The 22,372-nt window shown below is 35.7% G+C and carries 17 protein-coding genes and 1 pseudogene; 5 read left to right on the forward strand and 13 right to left on the reverse strand.

Translation table 11 applies throughout. The annotated features are described in order from the left end of the window. Nucleotides 1–195: 195 nt before the first annotated feature. The 4 genes from GYX25_RS04210 to ilvI all read right to left on the reverse strand — a co-directional run bounded on the left by GYX25_RS04210 (nt 196) and on the right by ilvI (nt 7,380). Nucleotides 196–2,760, reverse strand: a complete 2,565-nt coding sequence (locus GYX25_RS04210; RefSeq protein WP_174786794.1) for an IgaA/UmoB family intracellular growth attenuator — start codon at nt 2,758–2,760, stop codon at nt 196–198. A gap of 114 nt (nt 2,761–2,874) precedes the next feature. Next, entirely contained in the window at nt 2,875–5,070 is a 2,196-nt protein-coding gene (locus GYX25_RS04215) for an IgaA/UmoB family intracellular growth attenuator (RefSeq protein ID WP_174786795.1), read from the reverse strand. 97 nt (nt 5,071–5,167) lie between these two features. Next, nucleotides 5,168–5,662 carry an acetolactate synthase small subunit gene (gene ilvN / locus GYX25_RS04220; protein WP_065586122.1) on the reverse strand — a complete coding sequence of 165 codons (495 nt, stop codon included), beginning with the start codon at nt 5,660–5,662 and terminating at the stop codon, nt 5,168–5,170. Beyond that, the gene (gene ilvI, locus GYX25_RS04225; protein ID WP_091350268.1) at nt 5,662–7,380 is read right to left on the reverse strand and encodes an acetolactate synthase 3 large subunit; all 1,719 of its coding nucleotides are present in this window, start codon (nt 7,378–7,380) and stop codon (nt 5,662–5,664) included. Before ilvI ends, ilvN begins: the two co-directional genes overlap by 1 nt. Nucleotides 7,381–7,663: 283 nt before the next feature. Here ilvI and ygfZ point away from each other — a divergent pair, with 283 nt between their 5' ends. Beyond that, complete coding sequence (gene ygfZ / locus GYX25_RS04230; RefSeq protein WP_174786796.1) at nt 7,664–8,539, forward strand: tRNA-modifying protein YgfZ; 876 nt, start codon at nt 7,664–7,666, stop codon at nt 8,537–8,539. A 69-nt stretch (nt 8,540–8,608) separates the two neighbouring features. Here the strand turns inward: ygfZ and GYX25_RS04235 are convergent, their stop codons facing one another. The 5 genes from GYX25_RS04235 to ppdD all read right to left on the reverse strand — a co-directional run bounded on the left by GYX25_RS04235 (nt 8,609) and on the right by ppdD (nt 13,482). Then, a complete protein-coding gene (locus GYX25_RS04235) occupies nt 8,609–9,766 on the reverse strand; it encodes a M20 aminoacylase family protein (protein WP_091350262.1) in 1,158 nt (385 codons plus the stop codon). A gap of 214 nt (nt 9,767–9,980) precedes the next feature. Then, a complete protein-coding gene (locus tag GYX25_RS04240) occupies nt 9,981–10,730 on the reverse strand; it encodes a prepilin peptidase (protein ID WP_174786797.1) in 750 nt (249 codons plus the stop codon). After that, the gene (gene hofC / locus GYX25_RS04245; RefSeq protein ID WP_174786798.1) at nt 10,730–11,905 is read right to left on the reverse strand and encodes a protein transport protein HofC; all 1,176 of its coding nucleotides are present in this window, start codon (nt 11,903–11,905) and stop codon (nt 10,730–10,732) included. The genes GYX25_RS04240 and hofC overlap by 1 nt, the downstream gene beginning before the upstream one ends. Continuing rightward, on the reverse strand, nt 11,902–13,011 hold the full coding sequence (locus GYX25_RS04250) for an ATPase, T2SS/T4P/T4SS family (RefSeq protein WP_091350254.1): 1,110 nt from the start codon (nt 13,009–13,011) through the stop codon (nt 11,902–11,904). Before GYX25_RS04250 ends, hofC begins: the two co-directional genes overlap by 4 nt. A gap of 39 nt (nt 13,012–13,050) precedes the next feature. Beyond that, nucleotides 13,051–13,482 (reverse strand): prepilin peptidase-dependent pilin, encoded by a 432-nt coding sequence (gene ppdD, locus GYX25_RS04255; RefSeq protein WP_091350251.1) that lies wholly within the window; start codon nt 13,480–13,482, stop codon nt 13,051–13,053. Nucleotides 13,483–13,684: 202 nt separating this feature from the next. Here ppdD and ampD point away from each other — a divergent pair. Together ampD and GYX25_RS11400 are read left to right on the forward strand one after the other, a co-directional pair. Then, nucleotides 13,685–14,230, forward strand: a pseudogene (ampD, locus tag GYX25_RS11395) (1,6-anhydro-N-acetylmuramyl-L-alanine amidase AmpD); the annotation flags it as partial. Continuing rightward, on the forward strand, nt 14,213–14,536 hold the full coding sequence (locus GYX25_RS11400) for a YqcC family protein (protein ID WP_446718912.1): 324 nt from the start codon (nt 14,213–14,215) through the stop codon (nt 14,534–14,536). The pseudogene ampD and the gene GYX25_RS11400, both read left to right, overlap by 18 nt. A gap of 122 nt (nt 14,537–14,658) precedes the next feature. Here GYX25_RS11400 and mltG read toward each other — a convergent pair whose 3' ends face one another. Further along, nucleotides 14,659–15,681 (reverse strand): endolytic transglycosylase MltG, encoded by a 1,023-nt coding sequence (gene mltG, locus GYX25_RS04265; RefSeq protein ID WP_174786800.1) that lies wholly within the window; start codon nt 15,679–15,681, stop codon nt 14,659–14,661. Between the two features lie 7 nt (nt 15,682–15,688). Then, nucleotides 15,689–16,774 (reverse strand): alanine racemase, encoded by a 1,086-nt coding sequence (alr, locus tag GYX25_RS04270; protein WP_091350241.1) that lies wholly within the window; start codon nt 16,772–16,774, stop codon nt 15,689–15,691. Between the two features lie 202 nt (nt 16,775–16,976). On the opposite strand from alr, the gene GYX25_RS04275 reads away from it, so the two are divergent. Beyond that, complete coding sequence (locus GYX25_RS04275; protein ID WP_174786801.1) at nt 16,977–19,121, forward strand: TonB-dependent receptor; 2,145 nt, start codon at nt 16,977–16,979, stop codon at nt 19,119–19,121. A gap of 102 nt (nt 19,122–19,223) precedes the next feature. Here GYX25_RS04275 and GYX25_RS04280 read toward each other — a convergent pair whose 3' ends face one another. Next, nucleotides 19,224–19,553 carry a nitrous oxide-stimulated promoter family protein gene (locus GYX25_RS04280; protein ID WP_091350233.1) on the reverse strand — a complete coding sequence of 110 codons (330 nt, stop codon included), beginning with the start codon at nt 19,551–19,553 and terminating at the stop codon, nt 19,224–19,226. A gap of 70 nt (nt 19,554–19,623) precedes the next feature. Between GYX25_RS04280 and GYX25_RS04285 the strand changes: the two genes are divergently transcribed. Beyond that, entirely contained in the window at nt 19,624–20,454 is an 831-nt protein-coding gene (locus GYX25_RS04285; RefSeq protein ID WP_167349344.1) for a shikimate 5-dehydrogenase, read from the forward strand. A 54-nt stretch (nt 20,455–20,508) separates the two neighbouring features. Here the strand turns inward: GYX25_RS04285 and ycaO are convergent, their stop codons facing one another. After that, nucleotides 20,509–22,272: a 30S ribosomal protein S12 methylthiotransferase accessory factor YcaO gene (gene ycaO / locus GYX25_RS04290; RefSeq protein ID WP_174786802.1), complete on the reverse strand. Its 1,764-nt coding sequence runs from the start codon at nt 22,270–22,272 to the stop codon at nt 20,509–20,511. Between the last annotated feature and the right edge of the window lie 100 nt (nt 22,273–22,372).

Raw genomic sequence — 22,372 nt, forward strand, 5'->3', positions numbered from 1 at the left:
CCTAACCACTTTTTAAAGGTAAATTTTTTCTATAATCCAATTACTTATGCACTAAAAACAATAAATAGAATATAAAAGCCCAAAGTTTTACGGCTTTACCAAATAACATTGCTTAAATCATTCCTATACAAATGGTTTAGTTATCGTTCTTCGATAAAGCCTACATTTTTGCTATAAATCAGTTATAAATAGTCATTATGTTATTTTATTTTCATATGATTTAATTATTTTATTTTTTCGCTGCCGATTCGCAATTAATTTATAGCAAATGGTTATGCCATGAAGCAACGCTATTAAAGCAGTGATAATAAAAATAGAGATTCCGATAAATATAGGCGAGGTAAATGACAATAACTGTTCTTGATGGAATCTATATAAAAAATCATCATTAATAGTTAGATCTAAAATTGTGTTATCACTTTGATAATTAACCCCCGTCACTAGTCCTGAAACCTTCACTTTTCCGCCCTTTCCTAGTAACGCATTATAGTATGTTTCTGTCAGGCTTATATCTTTGTCATCGGGATAGCTGATTTTTATCTCTTGTGTATTTGCTAATGCTAAGCCGACACTTTGTGCTGAGTGTTGATAATCAGTTAGAGCTGTGTTTGCTTTTTCTAGGTAGTAAGATAACACACTTCTTTTTAAGTTATTGATTTGTGGTTCTAGGTGTTCAAGCATGCCGGCAACGATAATCTTTTCGTAGTTTGGGTGCTGTTTGCTATATTCAACAAGTTGAGGCCATTGATCGAGTGTGCTGGCGGTTGGTTTAATGGTTTGGAGTAAAATCTGCTTGGCTCGTCTACATTTGTCCTCATCTAACAATTGGCAGCTTTCGTCAACGGTTAGAATTATGCGATCAATATGTAATAGTTTGGTTAATATTACGCCAAATTGGTAATCCTCGTTGTAGTCTGTGTTTTTTCTGTTGTTTAGCTGTTTTTCAAGCTCTGTTACGTCATTATCTCGTGCTGTTTCAATTAATTTATCGCCAAAAAACGCGTATAACAAATCGTTCTCAAATGAGGCATCTTCGGCATTGTTTGCGGTTTGCTCGTTAATAAACACTTTATCGCAATGTTCTAAATACATGTTGCTTTGCGCATTACATGATGCGCCATTGAGTTTTATATTAACCAAGTCGCCCTTTTTGATTGGGCTGTTTTTTAAAGATTCGGCATCTTTAATGTTCCAAATACTGACATGGTCATTAAAAGGATAACTAGCCAGTGTCAAATTATCGGTGATATTAACTAATTTAAAGATGCTAATAGATAAAATAAGCGCTGTAACAAATAGTATTAGATTGCGCATTATAAATTTTGGCGGTCCAAATTCTTCTATTTCACGACTGATGGATAATGAATTGCCATAACGAAGCAGTTTTTTGCTATTTGCAACGATATCCATGTCGATATTTTCATTCGTTTTATCAGGCAGAAATGGAGCCCAATAAGCGGGGTATTTTAAAGTTAGATCATCACCAACGATCATTTGGTTTTTTATTTCATTTTTGTGTCGAATTTTCGTTTTTATGTGGTTAACATCTAATGTATAAGATTCAGCTTTACGAAAGTAAAAGAAAGCAGTAGCAGATAAACTAAGCGCGATAAATACAGGTAAAAAACTATCAAAAGAGTACCAGTACTTAGCAAATAACATCGCTGCTACCACTAAAAAAACGGCGGCAAATATGCCATTGTTTTTTTTACTTCGATTCGCCGATTCTAGAGGTGTTTCTTCACGCTGTTCGACTATTTCACAAGTAAACTTGCTTTTTAATTCAGTATCTTTATCAATTTTAATTATGCTGTCATTTGCATCAGTTAGGTTTTGTTCAAGTTCAAGTTCGACTTCTGCTTTTTGACTTTCCCAAGGCTTCGCAAAATGTGGTTTTAGGTTTGGTTGCTTTTGATTTTGTTGTGCTGTTTTTAGGTCACATTGATTGAGTTTGATCACTATTGCATAGTGTTCGGTAAATACGACTTGTACGATGTTGATGTCTTCAACGTATTGTTCCATGTCATAAGGAAAAAAGACAACGGTATCACCAATTCGATAAGTGTAGATAGGATCATTACGCTTATTAGATTGGTTAATAGCAATACAAGAACCAACAATAACTGAAACTGTTGGACTAACTAGTGAAGGTCCATGTTCATAAGGCCCTACCATAGACGGGTCGTTAAGATAAGGTTCAAGTAGTTGGTATTCTTCTTCTCTTATTGTTCGACTTAAGTTAGAGAAAAATGATAAACCATATTTGTTATTTTCATCATTGGAATTATCACTAAAATCAGCTAACGTGTCTAAACCATAGCCGTTAAAACTAACGGCAATCGCATAGCGCGATGTGAAAACGACTTCCACAACATTATAATCTAAAGCAAATAGTTGTAAATGATAAGGAAATAGGACTTCGATACCATCAATTTTGTAATAAAATTCGGTTTCTTTTGAATCGGTATAAAGACTATGGCGAACGCAGTCTCCCTCAATAATAGATACTTCAGAATTCACTAATGAAGATTGCAATTTATAAGGCTTAACCAATTTTTTATTGGTGAGATAAGGGGTTATCAGCTCAAGTTCTTCTGATGTTAATCTTCTTGTTGTTTGGCGATTATTTATACGCTCTTCTAGGTTTCTTCTGTTTTGTCGACGTTCATATTTAAAATCACTCCACTTCGCAAATCCGATTAAGGCACTAAATAACATGATTAGGAGTAAAATGATTTTTAAAGTAAAAATAGTATCCATTGTTTGGCGTTTTCCTTTTTATTTCAGTGTATTTCTATTTTCTTTATGTTTAACAATGTAGAAAACCAATGCGATTACATTTAATTTTCTATATAACAATATGTTATATAATAATTATATTATTCGATTTTTATATATAGCTAAAATTTTATTCTTACGTCGATGATTAGCCAACAATTTGTAACAAATTACAACGCTATTTAAAATCGAGACTAAAGCCGTAATCATAAAAACAGCAAGACTAACAAAAATTGGGGATACGAATGAAAATAGTTCATCTAAATTCGTACTGTAATGAGAGTTTGCCTTAATCTTCAAACCCGATATTGAATTATCATCTCGATAATAAATATCGCTAACTCGTCCAACAATGTCAATGTTCCCCGCTTTTGCAAATAGCACATCATAATAGTATTCTACATTTAATAATGAAACAGGCCCTGATTTGTCATTATTTATATGTTCTAGTTTGCCCATTTCTAAGTAACTATTTTCGGATAAATCAATCCTAAAACTTGATTTATTATGCTGATAATCTGAAACAACACTCTTTAATCTTGTGATTACATCTGCCTTCAATCTTGAGATTGAACTATCAAGCTTAGAAAAATTTCTGAGGGAAACAATTTCATCATGATTTGGATTAACTTCAGATATATTAACAACTTTTTCCCAATCAGATAAATCATCTGAAAACTGTATATTAAACAAGCCAGTCAACTCTTTCTTGACGCTAAAGCAATCGATTTCAGAAACTTTGCAAACTTTATTCACAGTAATTACGATTTTTCCAACATCTATTAGTTTTGTAAGTGATTCGTTGATATATCGTTGATGTTGAGATGATATCCTATTGATTGAATTATATAAATCAATCAATAGGTCTTGATGTTGCTCAGCTGCAATAACATCTTGATCAACACGAGTATTTATAAAATTATCGTCAAATAAATTTTTCATTGGTTCAGCTATTGATACTATGTAATTCGTTTCGATATCAATAGGTTGATTATTGATGAATAATGTATGACACCTATTTTCATTTTTCTTTTTATTTACATCGCATGATGCACCACTCATTTTTATATTAACTAAATCACCTTTTTGAATTGGACTATTTTTTAAGGTTGATTCATCCTGTAAATTTCTAGTGGTTATATTGTCGTTGAAAAATTGATAAGCTAACATTGCATTATCAACTAAACTTGTTTGAAAATAGACAACAGCAGATAAAATAGTTCCAGTAATTAAGAGTGTTAAATTATGCTTAGCAAATTTTGGTGCTCCAAATTGTTCGATTTCTTGGTTAATTGAAAGTGTATTTTCATAACGAATTAGCTTTCTATCACTTACTAATATGTCCATGTTTGCAGGCAAAGACGACTTTTCAGGAAGAAAAGGCAGCCAATGGTGGGGAATGTTTAAAATATAATCTTCACCAATGGTAACTTCTTTTTTAGAAACGTTTTTATTTTTAATTAAGCCCTTAATGCAAATTACGTTGTTTAAATCGTATTTAGATCTAGGCTGATACCAATAAAAGACAATGGAAAGTATCGTACTAAAAATAACTAAAATAAGGATGGTAGAATTATTGGAATGCCAATAGATAAGGGAAAACACAGTCATCAAAGTTAAAAAAATAGCTGATAATAGACCGTTACCTTTTTTATTTCTATTTTTTGATTCTAATGGTGTTTCTTCACGTTCCAACAATTTTACAAAATCTATTTTTTTGTCAGGGTTCGGTTTTACGCTCGCAACAGTGCCATTACTTGTTTGTTCATCTTCTGGCATTTTAGAATCAAAAGATTGCTCATACATCCAAGGTTCATCTAATTCTGAGCATATGATTCCGCCTTGAGATTCTGCGGCAGTTTTTAGATCATAATCATTGATTTTAACTACAAATGCATATTTTTCGGTAAAAACGACTTCTGCAACGTTAAAATCTGAAATATGGAGGTACATGTTATAAGGGAAAAAGAGTTCAATCCCATCAATCTCATAATAAAAAGATGTTTCTTCAGTATTCGTATATAAACTATAACGGACACAATTTCCTTCTATCTTTGATACTTCTAAATCAATTAATGATGATTGATATTTATACGGAAACACTAACCATTTATTATTCAGATAAGGTTCTAAAAGTTCAAATTCGTTTTCTGTTAATTTTCTTATTGATATGCGATCTTTAATGACATCCTTTAAATTTCGATTATTTGTATGTCTTTTTGAGCTATAGTTAATCCAAGAAAATATAGCAAGGCCTATTAAAAAAATCTTAATTAACCAATAAAACTCCATTTCACTATTTTCCTTATATTATTTTTTTATTCTAATATTTTTAATAACATTAAGGCGCACAATGCGCCTTAACTAAAGATGCTAACAATGAATATCGCTATTTAACTGTTTTTTCACTACGTGATAAACCAATAATCCCAGAGCGTACAGTTTCGACAATATTACAAGTTTCGCGAATTGAAGCTAAGAATGAGTCTAGCTTTTCACTTGTGCCCGATAATTGTACGATGTAATGAGTTGCAGTCACATCGACAATCGATCCTCTAAAAATATCGGCACAACGTTTTACTTCGTCACGCGCATCAGAACCTTTTGCGGCAACTTTGACTAGCATGATCTCACGCTCTACATGTGGTCCTTCGGTTAAATCATGCACGCGATAAACATTAACTAATTTATGCAACTGTTTTTGGATCTGTTCAAGAACATGCTCATCACCCGTTGTTTGAATCGTCATACGATGCATAGTTGGGTCTTCAGTTTGCGCGGTAGTAATTGTTTCAATATTAAAACCACGTTGTGAAAATAAGCCAATTATTCTTGATAATGCGCCGGGTTCGTTTTCGGTTAAAATTGATAAGATATAACGCATTAGGTTCTCTCCGTTTTACTAAGCCACATTTCGTTCATTGCCCCACCTCGCACTTGCATTGGATACACATGTTCAGTGGCATCGGTCATGACATCAACAAAAACCAACCGGTTTTTAATTGCTAACGCTTGTTTTAATTTTGGTTCAAGTTCTTCACGCTTGGTTATGACCATTCCAACGTGGCCATAGGCTTCTGCAATTTTGGCAAAATCAGGTAAAGATTCCATATAAGAACTGGAATGCCGTCCAGCATAAATCATATCTTGCCACTGCTTAACCATGCCTAAAAAACGATTATTTAAATTTAAAACCAGTACAGGTAGGCCATACTGTAATGCGGTTGATAGCTCTTGAATATTCATTTGAATACTGCCATCACCAGTTACGCAAACAACGGTTTTTTTAGGGAATGCCAATTTAACCCCTAAAGCTGCTGGTAAGCCAAATCCCATGGTGCCAAGTCCACCCGATGTAATAAAGTGACGCGGTTTGTCAAATGGGTAATAAAGTGCCGCAAACATTTGATGCTGCCCAACATCGGTTGCCACAAAGGCATCACCTTTGGTCAATTTGTATAATACTTCAATTGCTTCTTGTGGTTTAATGCTTTCTCCATCATGACGATAAGCCAAACAGTGACGAGCTCGCCAATGTTCGATCTGCTTCCACCAATCAACTAATGCATCCAAATCACGATCTACATTTAGCTCATCGATTTGAGATAACATTGTTTCAACCACCATTTTTGCATCGCCCACAACCGGTATACTTGCCATAATGGTTTTTGATATTGAAGTTGGGTCAATATCAACATGAATAATTTTTGCTTTTGGGCAATATTTTTCAACATTATTTGTTGTTCTATCATCAAACCGTGCACCTATAGCCAAAATGACATCGGCATTATGCATAGCCATATTCGCTTCATAAACACCGTGCATACCAATCATGCCAAGGTTATGTTTGTCTGTACCAGGAAAGGCGCTAATACCCATTAATGTTGAAGCAACTGGTAAATTTAGTTTTTTAGCAAACGTTTTGATTGCATCACTTGCATTGGCGGCAATCACACCACCACCAATAAATAAAACGGGTTTTTTAGCTGCTAAAAAAGTCGTTAACGCTTTTTTAATTTGCCCTTTGTGACCTTGTATCGTTGGGTTGTAAGAGCGCATGGTGACAGATTTTGGATAATGATAGTTATACTTATTGGCAGGATTAACCATATCTTTTGGCAAATCAATCACCACTGGCCCCGGTCTACCTGTCGATGCGATATAAAACGCTTTTTTAATCGTTTCAGGGATGTCTTTACTATCTTTAATTAAAAAGCTGTGTTTCACAATGGGGCGTGAAATTCCAACCATGTCACATTCTTGGAATGCATCGTTACCAATTAAATTACTCGCAACCTGCCCGGATAATATTACTAGTGGTACAGAGTCCATGTATGCCGTTGCAATGCCAGTAATGGTATTTGTAGCTCCAGGACCCGATGTAACTAAGACGACACCAACATCACCCGTTGCTCTTGCATAACCATCAGCCATATGTACCGCAGCTTGTTCATGACGAACTAAAATATGTTCAATGCCACCTAATGTGTGAATGGCATCATATATATCAAGAACACTACCACCGGGATAACCAAATATCTGTTTTACTCCTTGGTCAATCAAAGATTGAATAACCATCTCTGCGCCTGACAGTTTTGCCATGGTTGTTGCCTCCAATGTAACTGATTTGTCATTTTTAGAATCATTTTGCATCAACTTGTAAGTAAAATCAATAAAGTCAATTAGCTAAGTTTATTACAAGTAAAATTGAGCACTCACAATATTAATTTTTAAAATATTGTGAATAATATCCATAATCTATCAATTTTATTTAAATATTGCTGATTGATTTTATTGTTATTTTATTGTTTTTTATATACACTCAGAATCTAAGTATTTCTAGTCATAGCAGTACTAGAATTCTTCATTATTCAAAGGTATAAATATGAGCAATATTTCATCTAAACCAATCTCACTTGCTGACTGGCAATTGGTTAAAGTTACTGGCGACGATAGCCGTGTTTTTCTGCAAGGACAAATAACCAACGACATTAACCGACTTTCGGAACAATCAACACTCTATGCCGCTCATTGCGACAATAAAGGCAGAATGTGGAGTACTTTATTATTATTTCAACGCGGTAACGATATTTACTATATTGAGCGTAAAAGCGTTGTTAAAAAGCAAATTGCTGAACTGGCAAAATACGCTGTTTTTTCTAAAGTGACTATCGAACCAGTCCAAGATTTAAATATGATCGGTTTGGTCGGTGATGCGATTCCCACAGCAATCGCTACAAAATTAAGTGATATAAGCTGTTTAACTGAAAATAATATCACCTATATCAAAGTACCTTTACCGGAAATGCGCGTTATTATGATCACGCCAGAACCAATTCCGGATGATTTAAATCCATGTAGTGACTGGTTAAAACTTGATTTGCAAGCGGGTTATCCTATTATTGATGATAGCAATATGGCAATTTTATTACCGCAAGCCTGTAACTTACAATCTTATGATGCAATTAGCTTTGAAAAAGGCTGCTATTGTGGTCAAGAAATGGTCGCTAGAGCGCAGTTTCGTGGTGCTAACACTCGTGGAATGTATGTAATAAAAGGCACCAGTGATATTCTTCCTAAAATTGGCAATACGCTTGAATATAAACTTGCTGGTGGTTGGCGAGAAGGTGGACTGGTATTAGCCGTAGCCAAACTTGATGACAAAGACGGCATTTGTGTTCAAGTCGTTCTTAATAATGGTATTGATTTAAATACACCATTTAGAGTTTTTGGAAATGATAACAGCCGAATGACGTTTTAATTCTTTTTGATCAATAAGCTGGAATAACATCACGTTTATTCCAGCTGTCTTTGTGCCTATCGTTTTATCTTAGTTCGCAAGTTCTTGGTTAACAATTTCAATAAAATAGCTTACACCAGTTGTTAACACTTCATCATTGAAATTAAAGGCTGGGTTATGTAAGTTAGCACCTTTACCAGCACCTAGCCAAACATATACTCCTGGTATTTTTTGCAACATAAAAGCAAAATCTTCTGAGCCCATTGAAGGAAGAGGATCAATAATTACGTTATCTTTCCCAACGATTTTTTTAGCCGCAGTGATAGCAATATCGGCTTGTTTGGCGTAATTAATTGTCGCTGGGTAACGGCGTTGATAATCCACTTCAGCCTTAGCTTCAAAAGTTGTTGCAATACCTGTTGCTATTTGCTTAATGCGACTTTCAGCCATATCTTGCACTTGGGCACTAAATGTCCGAACCGTGCCACGAATCACTGCTTCTTGTGGTAACACATTCCAGGTATCACCACTATGGATTTGCGTTACGCTAACAACCAACGAACTTAAAGGATCAGCATTACGACTCACAATACTTTGTAAACCATTGACGATTTGTGTAGCCGTTACGATGGTATCTTTGCCAAGATGAGGAGCAGCAGCATGCGCACCCACACCTGTTATTTTGATTTCAAATACATCATACGATGCCATCATGGGACCATGATTGATATAAAAGTGATTTAACTCCATATTAGGTTGATTATGAATGCCATACACCGCTTCAATCGGGAATTGTTCAAATAAACCGTTTTCAACCATAACGCGTGCCCCGCCCTCGTTTTCTTCGGCAGGTTGAAAAATAACTACAACGGTACCAGCAAAATCACGGTGTTCACTCAAATACTTAGCCGTGCCGAGCAACATAGCAGTATGCCCGTCATGACCACATGCATGCATTTTGCCATGCGTGGTTGAGCAATAATCGATAGTATTTTCTTCAATAATATCTAATGCATCAATATCAGCCCTAAGCGCAATCCATCGCCCTTCTTGATTACCTTTAATAATGCCAACAACGCCCGTTGGTGCAAAATCAGTATATAACTCGGTAATGCCAAATGATTGCAGTTTTTCGATGATAAATTTGGTGGTGTTGACTTCTTCGAAAGCAGTTTCAGGATGAGCATGAATATGATGGCGCCATGCGATCATTTCGCTTTTCAGTTGGTTAATAGTATTTGATATCATGAATGATTCCTTAATTAGTGACTAACTTACAGCATAACACGCCGATTTAGCTAGCACTATAACGCGATTTTCACTTTTATAAAAATAACTATTTTTACTATGGATAGCAATTTTGGTTATATGTTGAATATATTAAACAGAATAATTACTTTATGCACTTTTAACACATTATTGATTAAATAATTTATTAAAATTAAATGGTTCCTAAAAATTTTTAACAATAATAGTAAAGCACATAACCCGATATTAATAAAAAAGGACCAAATGGAATAATCTTTGTAATATTTTGATTGAGTGCATATCGCAAAAAAAGATAGTACATAATCCCCAGTAACGAGGAAAAAAACAATAATAGGGGTAATAATGTATAAGGTAGCCAAGCTCCCAATGCAGCAAGTAGTTTGATATCCCCACCCCCTAATCCCTCTTTTTTAGAGATTAAATAAAATAATGTGGCGGGTATCTTTAATAACAGATATCCTAAAAAAATGCCCAGTAAAGCATCGGCTAACTCAATGTTTGTTATATTAAAATAGGCAAGCATAATACCTATCCACATCAACGGTTGCGTAAACAGATCAGGTAATAAATAGTATTTAAAATCAATGAACGCCAACAGCAAAAAATAGCAGCCAAGAAGCATTAAAATACAACTTTGAAAATTAATACCTTTATCAAAATAGATAATCGCAAATAATGCTGCGACAAATAATTCAACAATAAGATAACGACATGAAATCTTGGCTTTGCAATAATGACAGCGCCCTTTTAGTATTAGCCAAGCAACAACTGGTACCAATTGCCAAGCATTGAGTCGATGATGACAATGTGGGCAAGCAGATCGGTACACACTAATGTGGTATAAATATTGGCAAGGCGTCAGTGTTGGCAAATAGCGACAATAGGCGACATGCACAAAGCTACCCATGCAAAGCCCCAAACAGATGATCATAAACATTAGCATTAGTGAATCACCTCGCCCATTTGAAAAATAGGTAAATACATCGCCACAATTAAACTACCAATAATCAAGGCTAATACAAGCATTAATAATGGCTCAAACGCTTGTGATAGATTATCAGTTAAAGTCTGATTTTGCTCTTGATAATAGGTTGCTAGCTTATCAAGCATTAAATCTAACGTACCTGACTCTTCTCCCACAAAAATGAGTTGAGCGCATAAGTGGGGAAAGTGTACTTGCCGATGTAATACATGGCTAAATGAATACCCTTGTTCAATGTCTGTAATGATTTGAGAAAGACTATCACGATAAAGACCATAATAAGTGGTATTAGCCGCTGCAGCTAAACCGGCTAATAATGGTATGCCTGCTTTTTGGGTGATAGCAATGGTTTGAAAAATTTGGGCTAAGCAACTGGTTTTAATCACCTGACCGATAAAGGGAAATTTAATTACCATCGCCTCTATTTTATGGCGATAACGCACTTTTAAATAGCGTTGATAACATAAATAACTGATGAAAAAGACTACGCACCAAATTAACCAACTTTGTTGTAAATAGTTGGAAAAATCGATAATCGCTTGTGTAAAAGCTGGCAACTCGGCATCGAAATCTTGATAAATATCCGAAAATTTTGGTAAAACAAATAACAACATCACTAAACTTACAATTACCGCAACTAATAATAAAAATAGTGGATAACGCATTGCCTTTTTGAGTTTTTTTTGTAATTTTATTGATTTTTCAAGTAATAACGCCAACTGCTCAAAGCTTTTATCAAGCTGCCCTGTGAGTTCACCGGTTGCAATAATTTCGCAATACAGTGCAGAAAACACCTCGTGATGTTGCTGTAATACTTGCGATAAAAATTCGCCTTTAGCTACTTGTTGCTGAATATCAAGGAGCAGATATTGCCAGTGTGGTTTGGTTTGTTCTTGGGCGAGCAACTGTAATGTATCAATGATGGATAACCCCGCCTTTAACATAGTCGCTAATTGTTTGGTAATGATCAGCAGATCAGCACGATTAAAACTGCGTGCGGTAATAATATTACCTGCTTTGATCTTAATGGCGATTTTACCTTGTAACAATAACTGACGTTTAACCGCTTGTTGTGATTTAGCGATGATTTTGTGTTGATTAAAATCTATATCATACCAATAATAGAGCCGTTTCATACCGTATCACCCAATACGCGATTTAATTCAGCTAGCGTTGTAATGCCCTGTTTAACTAATATTTGCCCAGCCATTTTTAGCGAAGTCATATTTGAAGGAAAAATAGTTTGATTCGCTAATATCTGCTGTTGAATATTGGGGGTGATAACTAAAAGTTCGTATAGTCCAATTCGTCCTTTATAACCGCCAATACAATTAGGACAACCTGTGGCCAAATAATGTGGCTCGAGTTCATTTCCCAACCTAACCAAATCACTTGCCACCACTTTGCAATGTGGACATAGTTTCCTAACTAGCCGTTGGGCAACAACTAATTGTAGACTTGATGCCAACAAATAATTTTCAATGCCCATCTGTTTTAAGCGGGTTATTGCCTCGACACTTGAATTAGTATGCAAGGTTGAGAGAACTAAATGCCCTGTTTGCGCAGCTTGAATAGCAATTTCGGCAGTTTCACGATCGCGAATTTCACCAATCATCATTACATCAGGATCTTGCCGTAGTAAGGCCCGTAAGACCATAGCAAATGTTAACCCAGCTTTAAGATTAATAGCAGTTTGGTTAATGCCCTCAAGAGGAATTTCAATAGGGTCTTCAACACTGCAAATATTACGTTCGGTTTTATTTAACCATTTTAATCCACTATATAATGTGACTGTTTTACCACTACCAGTTGGTCCAGTAACTAAAATCAATCCTTGGGGATAATCTAGAATTTGTTTGAACGTTAATAGATCAGCATCAGTTAAGCCCAAGTCATTGATTGTTAATTCAGATTCATGATTATCCATTACTCTTAAGACAATCTTTTCACCATGCATAACCGGTAAAGAGGCTATACGCATTGTGTAACGGTCAATCACAAGTTGACCATCTTGGGGCAATCGATGCTCAGCGATATTTAACTTAGACATGATTTTTAGCCTTGCTGTTATCTGTTTAGCCAATGAAAGCTGTGGTGATAACATATCATGTAAAACACCATCAATGCGCATGCGAATACGATAGCTATGTTGGTAAGGCTCAAAATGAATATCCGAAGCGCGCTTTTCTAATGCTTCAAGCAACAATTTGTCGATACTTTCAATTAGTTGTTCTTCTTGCATAAAGGCGCTTCCTTATTTATTAATCGTCAAATACGAACATTAAAATTTAAAGATCTCTTCACAAGCGCTAGTTAAACTGGCATCGACTGGCGATGTGGTGCAAGCGCGAGTCCAATCTAAATTACCATGCGTGGCATTAATGGTTGGTGTCAGTGTGGTGGTTAACCCCGCTAAGGCACTAGTTCCAACCAAGGTAATAACGCCATTATTGACCGTTATTGAAGTTACATAGTTAGACGTTCGGCTTGCCGGTACACCATTATTACCATTACTACAATTGGTTAAACTGCCTTGCTCTACAGCACAAATTTCGACAGCCGTTTTATAAGATGTCATGGTTTGCAGCATATCAGTCAACGCCGCTTTTTTTACATATCCTTGATATGCAGGTACACCAATAGCCGTTAAGATGGCAATGACAATAATGGCAATCATAAGTTCAAACAACGTAAATCCCGATTGATTAGACATAAATACCTCGATTTTTCAGTCAATGATTTAATAGAAGAGCCTTTATAGCAAAACAAAAAAATGGAATAATAGCGAAGTAGTAAGTTTGGAAAGAAAAATCCATTACGCAATTTGTTATTACGTTGTATGCTCAATTTTTCGCGAAGCAGATCGCAAAACAAACAAATCCATACATCGGTTTATTAGATAAGTTGGAGTCAATATGTCCCTAAAAATTGTTAACGGTTGGTTGCAAGGTATAAAACACGTCGTTTCACCTTTTTATAATGAACGACCAGCCAATAAACCGATATCATTACTTGTTATCCATAATATCAGCCTACCGCCCAATCAATATGGAGGGCCTTATGTTGAACAATTATTTACAGGTCAGCTCGATCCTAATAAGCATCCCTACTTTACTTCAATTTATCAACTTGAAGTCTCAAGCCATCTGTTTATTCGGCGAGATGGCGAAATTATTCAATTTGTGCCATTTGATAAACGCGCTTGGCATGCAGGGAAATCCGTATTTGCAGGGCAAGAGAATTGTAACGATTTTTCAATCGGTATTGAAATAGAAGGATGCGATAGCGACAGTTTTACTGAACAACAATATCAGCAATTAGCGAACGTGACGCTATTATTACAACAAACTTATGGGATCGAAAACATAGCTGGCCACAGCGATATTGCCCCAGATCGTAAAACAGACCCTGGTCCCTGTTTTGATTGGCACTACTATCGAAGTTTGTTAGCGCAAAAATCACAAGAACAAAAGCTACTCAATCAAATCGAGCAAATTATTGCAGAGTTACAAAAAATCGATTTATGGCAAATCACACCACCAAAACCTGATGCATTTTTAAGCCAAGAGCCCTTTGCGCTTGACACCATGCAAGCACACGAATGGTTACAATGGATTTTTCTTCCACGAATACAAGCCATGATTGACGCTAAAGTAAACTTGCCAAAATTTGCTTTGCACCCATATTTTGAAGAAGCGTTAAAAGAGCAAGAACAAGATGTTAATCGCCTGCTCAATCTTATTAAACAGCTTGATGAATTATCATAAATTAACAAGATAAAATGTACCGCATTAATATACGGTACATTAGTGTGTAATAATGGTTAAAACCGAAAAAATCGAATAAAAATCGGTCAGAAAAGATATTGATTTTATTGAATTTTTTAAATCTAATTTCCACCATTCGATAACTGTCGATATACATTAACCGCTTGCTGATGGTTGCTATAAGTGGTTGAAAAGGTATGCCCACCTGTTCCATTCGCAACAAAAAACAGATAATTGGTTTTAGCTGGGTGCGCGGCTGCTTCTAATGAAGCAAGGCTTGGCATTGCAATGGGTGTTGGCGGTAGTCCCTCAATGACATAGGTATTATAAGGATTTTGGGTATCGGTTAAATCAACCCGCCTAATGGTACCTTTATAGTTATCACCTAAACCATAAATAATGGTTGGGTCAGTTTGTAACTTCATTTTGCTTTTTAGGCGATTAACAAATACCGAAGCCACATTTGCCCGTTCAGAGCTGATGCCGGTTTCTTTTTCAATGATCGATGCAATAATAAGTAGCTCATAAGGTGATTGGTAAGGAAGATTGCTATCGCGGTTATCCCAGATTTTTTGTAGATTACTTTTCATCGTCATATGTGCACGCTTTAAGATATTAATATCTAAAGTGTCTGCGGTATAAAGGTAAGTATCGGGTGATAACCAGCCTTCAATCGATCCTTCAATGCCTAATAATTTAGCAATTTCGTCCTCTGTTTTGCCTGCTAGGGTTTGTTGAATATACGGGGTGGTTTGAATAACATTTAACCAATCTTTAGCGCGTTTACCTTCAACAAATTGGATCGAAAAATTGCTCTCTTTGCCTGATACCAACAATTGCAAAAATTCTTCGACTGTCATATGTGGATGCAATTGATAAGTTCCTGCTTTAATGGATCTTAACGATGGGTTTAATTTGCATAAATAAGGTAGCAAATATGCGCTTTCGAGTAATTTACTTTCTTTAACTTGCTCAACTAACTGATGCATAGATGTGCCTTTTTTCAAAACAAACATTTGATTTTCGGCAGTGACTTGCATTTGCTTTGTAGAAAACTGCTGTAAAAAATAATAACCAATGCTAATTGAACCACCCGCAATTAAGATCAGGGTGAATAGAGTGTATAAAAATATCTTTTTAATCATAACTTATTTATCTAATATAATGAATTTTTGCGCGTGAAGTTAAGCGCGTTATTAATTCGTAAGCACTAATACCGGTGTGCTTAGCGATTTCTTCAACGGGGAGATCTGGTCCCCAAAATATGACTTCGTCACCAGGTTTTTCAAGGCTGTCGATGCCCAAATCAACCACAATCATATCCATTGAAACTCGACCAACAATAGGCACTTTACGACCATTAATCAAAACAGGGGTATTTTGTGGAATACTACGTGGATAGCCATCACCATAGCCCATCGCAACTACGCCGAGTTGAGTATCTTGTTCACAACACCAAGTCTGACCATAGCCAACCGATTCGCCTTGTTTGTGCTTTCGTACTGCGATTAATTCTGATTTAAATGTCATCGCTGGTTTTAAATCGGCAATTGGTGCATCAAAGGGCGAAACACCATACAAAGCAATGCCTGGACGCACAACATCACGCTGAGCCATTGGCCAAGCCAAAGTGCCACCCGATGCGGCAATCGAACATTTACCTATTAGTGATTTATCGTCAATTGAAGCAATAAACTGATCAAAGCATTCAATTTGCTTTAACGTTTGCTTTGAAGTGAGATCGTCAGCCGAACTAAAATGACTCATAATATTAATCGGTTTACAAACGACAGAACAGTTAGCTAAACGATAAAACTCTTCTTTAGCTTCATCAAGACAAAAACCTAACCTATGCATACCAGTATCGATTTTAAACCATGTAATAATTTGCTTTTCAAGCGGTGATGATTGCAGCACATCGATTTGCCATTTGCTATGAATAGCTGGTTGAACATTAAAATTAATCAAATCCCACATATCATCATGCGGAAAAAATCCTTCCAAAGCCACAATAGGCGTATTAATACCTGTGTTTCGCAATTGTATTGCCTCGGCAAGCCGCGAAACGCCAAAATAATCTACCTTATCGGCTAATAGCTGCGCAATTTCCTCAATACCATGGGAATAAGCATTGGCTTTAATAACCGCAACTAGCTGACTATTGGGTGCTATTTTTTTTAGATATTCAACATTATGAATAACGGATTGACGACTGACTTCAATAACGGCGATAGACATCTTATTACCTAGATTTTGATTAAGTGATTATTTTAAATTTTGTTTCTAATAATAACAAATTTTTATTTTTATATATATCTATTAGTGACTTAACATTATTTATAAATGGGTATCTTTTTATTTACATCGTTAATGATAATAGTTATCATTTGCATTATAACTAAAAATATCAAATTTTTACTGATATAGGAAATGATAAACAATGAAATTAAACGTAATCAAGCTTTATAGACCGACGTCATATATTGCAATGTTAACCCTTTGTTTTAGTGCTGATACTTTTGCCGAAGAAAACCGGACATCTTCTCATGACACCATTATCGTGACAGCTGATCGTAATGAAAAAAGCATATGGGACAGCGCTGTATCGGTTAATGCGATTAACCGTGATGATATTGAAAAGCAAAATGGTGATTCTGTTGCCGAGGTATTACGCGATATTCCCGGCGTTGAAATTACCGACAATTCGCTAGCGGGTCGTAAGCAAATTATGATTCGTGGCGAAGCACCATCGCGCATTTTAATGTTAATTGATGGGCAAGAGGTGACCTATCACCGCTCAGGACACGGTTCTGGAGCAGGTGTATTAATTGATATGGAATCAGTTGAGCGGATAGAAGTCATTAAAGGTCCTCATTCTGTCCTTTATGGTTCACAAGCCATCGGTGGTGTGGTTAATTTTATTACCCGAAAAGGTAGCAAAAACGGAGCTCTCCTTAATGGTGATGTTAAAGTTGTTTATAACCAATCAACTAATGGCTTTACCGAAATGGGCACGGTTAATGGCACAATGGATCAGATTTTTGATTATCGAATCAGTGGCACTCATGCCCAAAATAACGATCGTAAAGCTTATCAAGGCAAACTTCACAATACTGATTTCGGTAATGATAGTTTAAGTTCATGGTTTGGAGTTAATTTAGATAAGCATAAATTTGGACTTGCACTCGATCATTATAGACTTGATACTAAAACTTATTTTGATAAAGATAATAACGCTCCTTCAATTAAAGAATTTTGGGTCAAATTACCCAAATTGCAACGTGAAAAAATTGGTCTATTTTATGACTATAATATTGATAGTAATGTCCTTAAAAAGCTACATTATGATGCCTATGCACAAAAAATGAATCGTGAATTTAGAAATCATGTTGTTGTGTCACCAAGACCTATGATCAAAGTTAACACCAATACAGCCACAAACGATGAACAAAAGACTTATGGCATGACATTTCAATCCGATTTTATACCACATAAAAACATGAAACTAATTACCGGAGCACAATATCAACAAGATAATGTTGATCAAAATTCACATAACTCGTTGGTATCCAAAATGCCATCACCAAGAGCAAGCTATACTCAGCATAAATATTTAGCGAATAAATGGCAACAAACTAGTGTTTCTTTATTTGGACAGAACGATTGGGCAATAACTGATGATATATCTTGGAACATAGGCGCTCGTCAATATTGGGTTGAATCAAAACTCAAAAATGGAACAACGTCCCTAAATAAAATACCCGTTATAGGTCGCCCATCTACAACTTATACTATTGATGGAAAAAAGAAAGATCGCGATAACAATTTTGTTGTGTCGTCTGGATTAACCTATTCTGGCATTGAAAATACACAATTAAGAGCCTCGTTTGCACAGGGCTATGTTTACCCAACACTTTCACATCTTTATGCAGTTACCTCGGCATCAACCCAAACACTTTATGGTAATTCAAATTTAAAACCTGAAAAATCAAATAACTATGAAATAGGATTGCGCTACAATAACAATACTTGGTTAGTTGATAGCGCCATTTATTATTCTGCCGCTAAAAATTATATTACTGAAATGAGTTGTAATGGTTCGGCTATTTGTGATGGTGCATCAGGAGCTAATTTTAATTATTATAATAATGCTAACAAAGCCAACACTCATGGCTTAGAATTTAGCATAGAATATCTTGATCTAGCTTTTATCCCTTATGTTAAAGGCAATTATTTGCGACGTCAGATAAAAACTGAACGGTACACCACTTATGATTCAGGCAATCCGCGTTTTATGGGGAATGCGGGTATCAAACATACAGCTTATTTAGATTGGTTTGATATTGATTCTGATCTATTTATGCGATTTTCAACAAAAGCAACTCGCCGCAGTGATTCATCGGTTTACCGTTATAGTGGTTGGTCAACCCTAAATTTATCAACCACCACTTCATTTGGCACCAATCGCCAATACCGGATTGGTTTAGATATAAATAATATATTAAATAAAAACTATACAACCGCTTACGAAACCATACCTGCAGCAAAATTCCATGCACTACTTAGCGCAAGTATGAAATTTTAACACCTCAAAGATATAATTTAAGATAACAATCAAACCTATTCCATCCATTACCCGTTACTCTTTTTATAATTAGCGGGTAATATCACTGAAGTCAGTAGCCTATTATTTACTCAACAAATTCTTATAAAGATGCCTAAAAGCCATTACTGGATGATAGATGATCATCCTTGGGCCGGCATAGCGCATAACTTGTTTTATTTTTTGTTTATAATCCTTACGATAACAATGTTTTGGGCAACGCTCACAGGTTGTTTTGGCTTCACCAAAACGACACATTGTTAAACGTTGCATAGCATATTGCAATAGATCATTGCATTCATTACATAACTGGTAACGTGAGGTGTGATGATTTTGGTTGCAATATAAATAAATCATTGCACTCACTGTTGCTTTTTCTTGCTGTATTTTAGGACCAGTATTGTTTGCAACCATAAGACATACACATTAATGAAGAAAGTGGTAAAATAAAATCACCAAACTATGATTACAAGGATTTATTGTAATGGCAAGAATTATCAATAAAGACACGACTGTTTGCATGTCCCTTTCAGCCAGACCAAGCAATTTCGGTACTCGCTTTCATAATTATTTGTATGAAAAACTCGATCTTAATTACTTATATAAAGCCTTTACTACCAATAATTTAAAAGATGCAATTTATGGCATTAAAGCCTTAGCAATTCGAGGTTGCGCCATTTCAATGCCTTATAAAGAAGCTTGCATAGAATTTATTGATGAATTAGATGACTCGGTAAAATCTATTCAATCGGTCAATACGATTGTTAACACAAACCATCATTTAAAAGCATATAACACCGATTATATTGCGGTTGCCAAGCTCATTACCGAAAATAAAATCGATAATACTACACCATTTGTGTTAAAAGGCAGCGGCGGTATGGCTAATGCGGTGATTGGTGCTTTTTATGATGCAGGATTTAAAAATGGCATTATTGCAGCGCGTAACCAAGCAAAAGGCGAAGCGTTGGCCAAACGCTACGGTTATAAATGGGTCAAAAATGAACAAGACATATTGCCAAAACAAGCCAAACTGATTATTAATGTGACTCCAATTGGTATGCTTGGAGGTGTTGAATCTGAAGAGCTTGCATTCCCCTCTATCATGATAGAAAATGCCGATATTGTGTTTGATGTGGTTGCATTACCCGTTGAAACACCAATGATAAAATATGCCCAAAAGCTAAACAAAACCATTATTTCAGGTGCCGACGTCGCGGTGATTCAAGCTCTTGAACAATTTGTGTTATATACGGGCGTAACACCTAGCGAAGAGTTGGTGAAAAAAGCAGGTGAGTTTGCAAGACAAGGCTAAATAGTGTTATTCATTCCACTGAGTATATCGGTGGAATGAATAACAAATAGGTTATCACATCACCTGATGTAATTTGTTATACACAGCTAATAATTTTTGATGCATAGCAAATTGCGCTAAATTATCATTAGTCGCTTTATCGGCTGTAGCAGAGTCAGCCAAGCCAAAAAATGTTTTTTCGCCATTAGCGTATTGCCACATATCGTCAACACAAGCTTTACCATACATTTTATTAAATGCAGTTCGATAGTTGTTAAACTGTTTTTTGTCACGTTGCAAAATAAAGTTAACCAGCGTTTGCAAGCAACGATAATCATGATTGCGCTCTGGAGTAAATATAGACTCATTCATTTCAACTGTCCAATCAATCCATTGTTGTGCTTGCACTAGGTCTTTACCTGCCAATGCCAACATTGCTTTTAATTCACCAACGCGCAGTGTAAGCCAAGCATTATCGTTACCGGTTGCAATGCCAAGTAGTTCGCGAACACGTGCATAATCATCAAGACCTTCATCATCAAGCTGTTCAATAATGGCTAGGTACTGTTTAGCAGTGCGTTTTTGATAAGGTAACGACAAAATAAGATCACGCAGACCAATTGCCATATTGCTATTAGCAATTAAAAGATCTTCAGGGGGATAGATTTCCGACATACCAACGGCTAAAATTCGACAAGCATAAACGCCAAGATGCTCATAGTCCATAATTAACACTTCGGTGTTATGACGGGTAAAAATAGCCATTAAATTAGCAAATTCTTGCTCGGTCGTGCCTGAAAAGTCCCAATCGACAAATTCATAATCAGCTTGCTCATTAAATAGATCCCATGAAATCAAACCGCTTGAATCAATAAAATGGGTTTCTAAATTGCTAAGATCAGCAATATCATCATTATCAAAACTTGGTGGTGAAAATACATCAAGATCTTTTAAACTACGCCCTTGTAATAGTTCAGTCACAGTGCGTTCAAGTGCAACGCCAAAATTTGGATGTGCACCAAACGATGCATAACATGTTCCATTTTGCGGATTAAATAACACCACACAAATAACCGGAAACTCACCGCCTAATGAAGCATCAAAACAATAAAGTGGAAATCCCTCGCTTTCAAGCGCCTCAATGGCAGCTAAAACAGCGGGATAGCGATTAATAACTTCGGTTGGAATAATCGGTAAGCTAATGGCCTCGGCAATAATTTTGTTTTTCGTATAACGTTCAAAAATTTCCGATAACCCTTGCACTCGCGCTTCATTACGAGTATTTCCTGCTGACATACCATTAGATGCATATAAATTAGCAATTAAATTAACGGGCACATAGACCGTTTGCTTATCAGACTGCTGCTCAAACGGTAATGCGCAAATACCTCGCTCGCCATTACTTGATTGTAAATCAATTAAATCAGTTGCACTTAACTCATGATCGGGATCATAAAATTTAAGTAGTTTTTCAGATAATAACCCTTTAGGGAGGGAATTATCTTCAGGAATAGAGAACCATTTTTCGGTCGGATAATGCACAAAATCAGCATTTGCAGCTTTTTTGCCTAAATAAAAATCGGAAAAAAAGTAATTGGTTGATAATCGTTCAAAATACTCTCCTAATGCTGATGCTAACGCCGCTTTTTTGCTTGCACCTTTACCATTAGCAAAACACAGTGGGCACTTTGTATTTTGAATATGTACTGACCACACATTAGGCACAGGGTTGAGCCAAGAAGCTTCTTGCACTTCTAAATCATATTTTGTTAATTGTTGCTGAAAATAGTTAATGGAATCTTCAAGGGCTGCATCTTTGCCTGGGATATAAGTTTTCATAGTTAATCTCAAAATAATTTTATGTTATAATTTTCGATTCTTATCGCTTTTAAGAATTTATCACTTTATACGCAAATATAAAAAAATAGAAGTAATAAAA

The sequence above is a fragment of the Gilliamella sp. ESL0254 genome (genome assembly GCF_013344985.1).
GTDB classification, from domain to species: Bacteria; Pseudomonadota; Gammaproteobacteria; order Enterobacterales; family Orbaceae; genus Gilliamella; species Gilliamella bombicola.

Coding starts and splice junctions, on each gene's coding strand:
- ycaO (WP_174786802.1), bottom strand. CDS start 22,272: ATGAAAACTTATATCCCAGGCAAAGATGCAGCCCTTGAAGATTCCATT.
- alr (WP_091350241.1), bottom strand. CDS start 16,774: ATGTCTATCGCCGTTATTGAAGTCAGTCGTCAATCCGTTATTCATAAT.
- GYX25_RS04240 (WP_174786797.1), bottom strand. CDS start 10,730: ATGCTAATGTTTATGATCATCTGTTTGGGGCTTTGCATGGGTAGCTTT.
- GYX25_RS04210 (WP_174786794.1), bottom strand. CDS start 2,760: ATGGATACTATTTTTACTTTAAAAATCATTTTACTCCTAATCATGTTA.
- GYX25_RS04280 (WP_091350233.1), bottom strand. CDS start 19,553: ATGGTTGCAAACAATACTGGTCCTAAAATACAGCAAGAAAAAGCAACA.
- hofC (WP_174786798.1), bottom strand. CDS start 11,905: ATGAAACGGCTCTATTATTGGTATGATATAGATTTTAATCAACACAAA.
- GYX25_RS04215 (WP_174786795.1), bottom strand. CDS start 5,070: ATGGAGTTTTATTGGTTAATTAAGATTTTTTTAATAGGCCTTGCTATA.
- GYX25_RS04235 (WP_091350262.1), bottom strand. CDS start 9,766: ATGATATCAAATACTATTAACCAACTGAAAAGCGAAATGATCGCATGG.
- mltG (WP_174786800.1), bottom strand. CDS start 15,681: ATGATTAAAAAGATATTTTTATACACTCTATTCACCCTGATCTTAATT.
- ppdD (WP_091350251.1), bottom strand. CDS start 13,482: ATGTCTAATCAATCGGGATTTACGTTGTTTGAACTTATGATTGCCATT.
- GYX25_RS04250 (WP_091350254.1), bottom strand. CDS start 13,011: ATGCAAGAAGAACAACTAATTGAAAGTATCGACAAATTGTTGCTTGAA.
- ygfZ (WP_174786796.1), top strand. CDS start 7,664: ATGAGCAATATTTCATCTAAACCAATCTCACTTGCTGACTGGCAATTG.
- GYX25_RS04285 (WP_167349344.1), top strand. CDS start 19,624: ATGGCAAGAATTATCAATAAAGACACGACTGTTTGCATGTCCCTTTCA.
- ilvN (WP_065586122.1), bottom strand. CDS start 5,662: ATGCGTTATATCTTATCAATTTTAACCGAAAACGAACCCGGCGCATTA.
- ilvI (WP_091350268.1), bottom strand. CDS start 7,380: ATGGCAAAACTGTCAGGCGCAGAGATGGTTATTCAATCTTTGATTGAC.
- GYX25_RS04275 (WP_174786801.1), top strand. CDS start 16,977: ATGAAATTAAACGTAATCAAGCTTTATAGACCGACGTCATATATTGCA.